The organism is bacterium (assembly GCA_040757115.1).
In the GTDB taxonomy this organism is placed as follows: Bacteria; UBA9089; CG2-30-40-21; order CG2-30-40-21; family SBAY01; genus JBFLXS01.
This window is the reverse complement of the sequence record JBFLYA010000239.1, coordinates 1-5,712: the sequence shown is the minus strand read 5'-3', so window position 1 is coordinate 5,712 and position 5,712 is coordinate 1. Positions and strand designations below refer to the sequence as shown.

The window sequence follows — 5,712 nt, the reverse complement described above, 5'->3', positions numbered from 1 at the left end:
ATTTAAAAAATTCACTTGTATCCGAACATACTATTTTTGTGCCTTTTTAGGGATATAAGTCAAGAAAAATATTTTTAAAAAAACTTAATTTTTTACTTGACATTTCACCATAAGACTTTGTGCCCTAAAGGTAGTTTTTTCCCTTATTTTCCTTTGCGTTCTTTGCGTGCTTGGCGTGAAACTTCCTTTCTCCTGAAAATCGGGGTTCGGGGTTCGGGATTAGGGGATTCCTTTATTCCCGAGTCCCGAATCCCGAGTCCCGAGTCCCTTTATTTTTACATCCGCTCTGGGGCTTGTAAGCCTAATAAAAGCAGAGTATTACGAATAACTATACGGATGGCATTAACTAAGACAAGACGAGCAGTTGAAAGGTCTCTATTTGCCGAGATAACTCGATGATGCTGATAATAATTATGAAATAACCCCGCCAGTTCAATAAGATATGTTGTTAAACTTTGTGGCTCGTAAAATTTTGCACAACTAATTATTTCCACAGGCAAAGAGGCTAATTTGAAAAGTATTGCCCTCTCTTCATAAAGTTTTAATAAATTCAAGTCTGCCTGGAAAGGTTCTTGAAAGCCTTCTTTTTTTGCCTTAGCCAGAATACTACAGGTGCGGGCGTGAACATATTGAATGTAATAAACAGGATTTTCATTCGAGGATTGTTTTGCCAGATTTAAGTCAAATTCGAGATGGCTATTTGCCTTACGCATAATAAAAAAGAATCGCGCTACATCCTTACCAACCTCTTTGATTAACTCCGATAAGGTAATGAATTCACCTGACCTGGTTGACATAGAAACAGGTTGTTTATCCTTGACTAAACTAACCAATTGATAAAGTAAAACAACGACATCAGGATAACTTAGAGCCTCCATTGCTGATTGTAGCCGTTTGACATAACCATGATGGTCAGTGCCCCAGGCATCAATTAACAGGTCATATCCGCGTGTGTATTTATTCTTATGATATGCAATATCACCTGCAAAATATGTTGGTTTACCATCTTGCCGAATTAAAACACGGTCTTTTTCATCACCAAAAGAGGTCGTCTTTAGCCAGAGTGCTCCATCAGTTTCGTAAGCAAACCCAAGTTTTCGTAGAGTATTAAGCACATCTTCTACTTCATTAGACTCATATAACCTACCCTCTGAAAACCAATTATCATATTCGACGCCAAAATCGATTAATGTCTTTTTAATATCCTTCAATATCTCATCTTTGGCAAATTGTGTAAAAAAATCAACATCTTTGTTTTGATAAGTATCTTTTTCTTGATGATAAAGTGTGCTGGCTATTTCTATTAAATATTGACCCTGATAGCCATTTTCAGGGAGTTGTGCAGGTTGTCCTGATAGTTGTAAGTATCGTGCTTTTAAAGATTTTCCCAGTGTTTCCATTTGTGTGCCAACATCATTGATATAATATTCTTTAGTTACTTCATAGCCGCAAAAAGATAAAATATTACCCAGAATATCTCCATAAGCGGCGCCCCGACCATGACCAATATGAAGTGGCCCGGTTGGATTTGCACTAACAAAGTCAATTAAAACCTTTTTCCCCTGACCAATGTCTGACATTCCGTAGCGTTCATTTTTATCTTCAATCTCTTTCAAAACCTTATATAATCTATCTTTTGCAATCCAGAAATTAATAAATCCACCTCCAGCAATTTCTACCTGCGAAATTAACTCCTCTGGTTTTTCCATAAATTCAACGATTGTTTGAGCTATCGGATACGGAGAAAGATTAGCCTTTTTAGCGAGGACAAAGGCAATATTAGTTGCTAATTGACCATATTCAGGTCTTTTAGGAGACTCAAGTTGAATAGATTCCAACTCGACTCCAGGGATTCTGCCATTTGTCATTGCTCGCCCAATCGCCTTATCAATTATATCTACTATCTCATTATTTATGGTCATTTTCCTGTTTGTCCTTCATTTAACCTTGTTCCCCCGACGGGGACTTTATTAACTATGCATTCATTCACAATTCACAATTCACAATTTTTTCCACCTGTGCGATTAGACTAATTCATCTTGGTGCTTATTTGGGATTTGGTGCTTGGGATTTGGGATTTTTTACTTATCCACCCTGAGTAAAATTTTGACTAATAACTGCTATATTTTAGTGGCTGAACAGTGACGCCAATTTTTGGTCGGGGCAAGAGGATTTGAACCTCCGACCTCCTGGTCCCGAACCAGGCGCTCTAACCAAGCTGAGCTATGCCCCGTTGTAGTGAATTAGTGAATTAGTAAAAGTTCAATCTCTAATCTCAATCTCTAATTACGCCCCATTATTTTTCCAGCCATACCTGCCAATTAATGGCACAAAGACACACCCACCTATATCTTTAGTGAATAATTCACCATTTTTCTTTGTTACGATTATCAATGATTGAAAGAATTTATCTCCTTTTGGGATGACCAGAATACCGTTATCTGTCAGTTGGTCGATTAATGGTTTCGGGATATCCGGTGCGGCTGCCGTCACAATAATACGGTCAAAAGGAGCAAGATTAGGTAATCCCAAACTACCATCGGCTAAAATGGTTGCAATGTTTTTATATTTTAATTCGGTTAAAAGTATCCTTTGTGCCTTTTCGTATAAGATTTTTACCCGTTCAACAGTATAAACCTTTTGAGCTAATTCAGCTAAAACAGCCGCTTGATAGCCTGAACCTGTTCCTATTTCCAGAACCTTTTCTGAGCCAGATAGTTGTAAAGATTGACTCATTAAAGCAACCATAAATGGCTGTGAGATAGTCTGTCCACAACCAATTGGAAGGGGATGGTCACCGTAAGCCTTTTCCCGAAGTGCCTCTTCGACAAATAGCTCTCGTGGAATTTTCAGCATTGCCTCTACCACTCTTTCATCCACAATTCCCCGTCTTATAATTTGTTCATCAACCATTTTTCTTCTTTCAATATCATATCGTTGATTCAATGTCTCCCCCTCCAAAATTTAATCCACATATTGTAACCGTTCAGGTGGTAATTTCCGCAGAGACGCAGAGTTTAATGCAAATATCAAAATGTAAAAAGCAAAATGACAAAGTAAAATGCAAAAGTACTTGTAAGGCAATAAATTAAACACGAAGTCAAGATTTTTGATATTTGATATGTCATTTTGCATTTTAATATTTAATTTTTGATTTTCCCCTCTTGAGAGGGATTAGGGGTCTGTTTTTCTCTGCGTCTCTGTATCTGTGCGGTGAACGGTTACCACATATTTAGCCACAGATGAAATCAGTGGCTGAACAGTTACCCTTATCCTATCTCAATGTCCTCCTCCATGTCCTCCACCGCCAGGCTTAGTTTTTTCATCTGGAACAAATTTTTCACGAACAGGGCTACCAATATCTGGTTGAATATCTTCTTCCCATGTTTTTGGGGGAGGAAATCCTTCTGGTTTGCCCTTTTCGCCATGTCCTCCTTCAGCTTTATGACCCGCTTTCCCTTTCTTCTTTTCTTCCAATTTCTTCATCTTTTCTTCATATAGTTCTTTTCTTTTCTTCTGGATACGTTTCTCTATTTTTGCAATAATCTCCTTATCTATTCCTTTACCTGGTGGCACAACATAATTTATTTTATCATAAGCACAAAGATGCCTATGCCCGGCAGAAACACTAACATCTACCCATTTTAAAGCCCATTGCTCTTGAGGTGTCTGGTAAGAAATAAGGTAGATATTTTGGTTTTTGATTTGAGTTGAAATGGTTTCGTAGAGTTTTTGAGCCTTTTGGGATTGATATGCCAGGAAATAATTTGCGGCTAAATTTTTTAGTGATTTAGTTTCGCCCTGTCCCCGAAAATCAACCACAAATATCGGAATATGATTATTTTTAGCATAATCACTGCATTCTCTAAATAATGTTTCTTCTTCCACCTCATCACCATAGGTAATTAAACAAATCGCCTTTTTACAGATTAAATAATTCATCTCGCTAACTCCAAGTTTAATTGCCGAAAAGATAGCATCTTTGTCTCTGGAATTTTTACCCGGCATTAATCTCTCAATTTTATCTCGCAAGGCTGTTTTATTTCGAGTAATTGACTGGATATATTCTGCCTTTTCAGAAAAACCAATTATTGATACCCCTTGAATTCCTCCTTTAATCTCCGAAACAAATTTGTTTAATAGTTCTTGGACATCATTTCGATATTTGACCATCTTTTTAGATGTATCAATGATAAAGGTTGTAACTAAATACTCATTTTCATATACCGGTGTGCCCAGTGCTATAGGTTGCATCTGTCGACCGTTTTCTTCTACTTTAAAATTATTAGAAGTTAAACCTAAAATCGGGGTTTTGTGTTTAGATGTCACCATCACGGGCATTATAATTGTTGGATAACCACTTGTATCTATACGATTGACCAGAACATCAAATTGTGTATCTTTAGCCTCCTCTGGAATAAACACCAATATGGAATTATTCTCAAAACCAATAACATACAGCAATCCATATTTGTTGACAGCCAGTGTCAAAGGAGCAGGAAATTTTGAAGGTAGATTTAACCTTTCCCACTTTTGATTTTCTATATCAAATTTAAAGATACTGCCTTGTGAAAAACTAAGATATAGTTTTCCATCCAGGGCATAAGTTATACCTTTGGGAATTAATCCTTTTTGTGGAAATGGAAAATTGTTTTGAAGTCTGCCTGAGGTAGCAAATTGTTTAAGATAGTTACCGCCTCGCTCAATTACCCAAATTCTTTCCCTTTTATCCACAACTACTCCTATCGGAGATAAAAGCATTTCATCAATTTTCCCTACGAATTTACCTTCCGGGGAAAAGATTTGAATCCTGTGATTACCGTTATCCACAACATAAATATATTCTTTACTATCTAATGCTATCCCTTCCGGGTTGATAAATTCACCTGATTTTTTACCCTCTTTGCCAAACGCCATTAAAAATTTGCCTTCAGAGGTAAATTTTTGAATGCGATGGTTACCAAAATCAGTTACATAAACATTCCCTTCTTTATCAAGGACAATACCCGCAGGTTTATTTAGTTTTCCTTTATCTTTACCCTTTTGCCCAAATCGTAATAAAGGTTTCCCAATTGGTGAAAATTTTAAAATAGCATTATTCCCAAAACTACTGATGTAAAAATTATCTTCGGAATCTATAACTATTCCCGCAGGATTATAAATAGCAAAATCATCTTTTCCTTTAATGGTGTCAAAATATCTGTATGTATTTGACTTAATATGGTTTTCTGAATAGACCAGCATTTTTCGTTTTATTTCTGAGGTATCTTCTTTGCTTAATTTTAAAAACCTCTCCCAGGCAGAGAAAAATTGAGGCATTTGCCCTGTCCGATAATAGCTTCTGCCCAACCAATACCAGACTTGAGCAGAATCAGGGGTCAAATCTAATGCCTTTTTATACAAGGTAATTGCCTTTTCAAACTCTAATTGGTTATACAGGGTAAATGCCTGTTTCAGGTATTCATTAGCCATTACTTCTAATGGGTCGAAACTCGTTCTTTGTTGCTCAATCTCTTTAGCCCAGGTGAAACTGGAAAGTAATATTATTGTAAGGATTATAAGTGATTTATTCATTTTCCCTCTGATTTTTAGTAAGCGTTCAGGTGGTGTAACAAAAGGAGATGTGGAGATTAAGGAGATAGGGAGATATTATTAAAAAAATTGAAATTAATAGAAATTTATGGAAATTTGTTGTTTTCCACAATCAATTTC

General features: G+C 36.5%; 3 protein-coding genes and 1 tRNA gene. All 4 read right to left on the bottom strand.

Annotation, left to right across the window (positions count from 1 at the left end; genetic code table 11):
- Positions 1-275: 275 nt before the first annotated feature.
- Entirely contained in the window at positions 276-1,922 is a 1,647-nt protein-coding gene (gene argS / locus AB1422_15935) for an arginine--tRNA ligase (protein MEW6620799.1), read from the bottom strand.
- Positions 1,923-2,155: 233 nt separating this feature from the next.
- Positions 2,156-2,233, bottom strand: a tRNA-Pro gene (locus AB1422_15930).
- A gap of 53 nt (positions 2,234-2,286) precedes the next feature.
- Complete coding sequence (locus AB1422_15925) at positions 2,287-2,913, bottom strand: protein-L-isoaspartate(D-aspartate) O-methyltransferase (protein MEW6620798.1); 627 nt, start codon at positions 2,911-2,913, stop codon at positions 2,287-2,289.
- A gap of 366 nt (positions 2,914-3,279) precedes the next feature.
- Positions 3,280-5,574, bottom strand: coding sequence for a tetratricopeptide repeat protein (locus tag AB1422_15920; GenBank protein MEW6620797.1), 2,295 nt, complete (start codon positions 5,572-5,574; stop codon positions 3,280-3,282).
- Positions 5,575-5,712: the final 138 nt, after the last annotated feature.

What these genes read in the sequence shown, in the direction of transcription:
- argS (MEW6620799.1), bottom strand. Translation starts at nt 1,922, where the DNA reads ATGACCATAAATAATGAGATAGTAGATATAATTGATAAGGCGATTGGG.
- AB1422_15925 (MEW6620798.1), bottom strand. Translation starts at nt 2,913, where the DNA reads ATGGTTGATGAACAAATTATAAGACGGGGAATTGTGGATGAAAGAGTG.
- AB1422_15920 (MEW6620797.1), bottom strand. Translation starts at nt 5,574, where the DNA reads ATGAATAAATCACTTATAATCCTTACAATAATATTACTTTCCAGTTTC.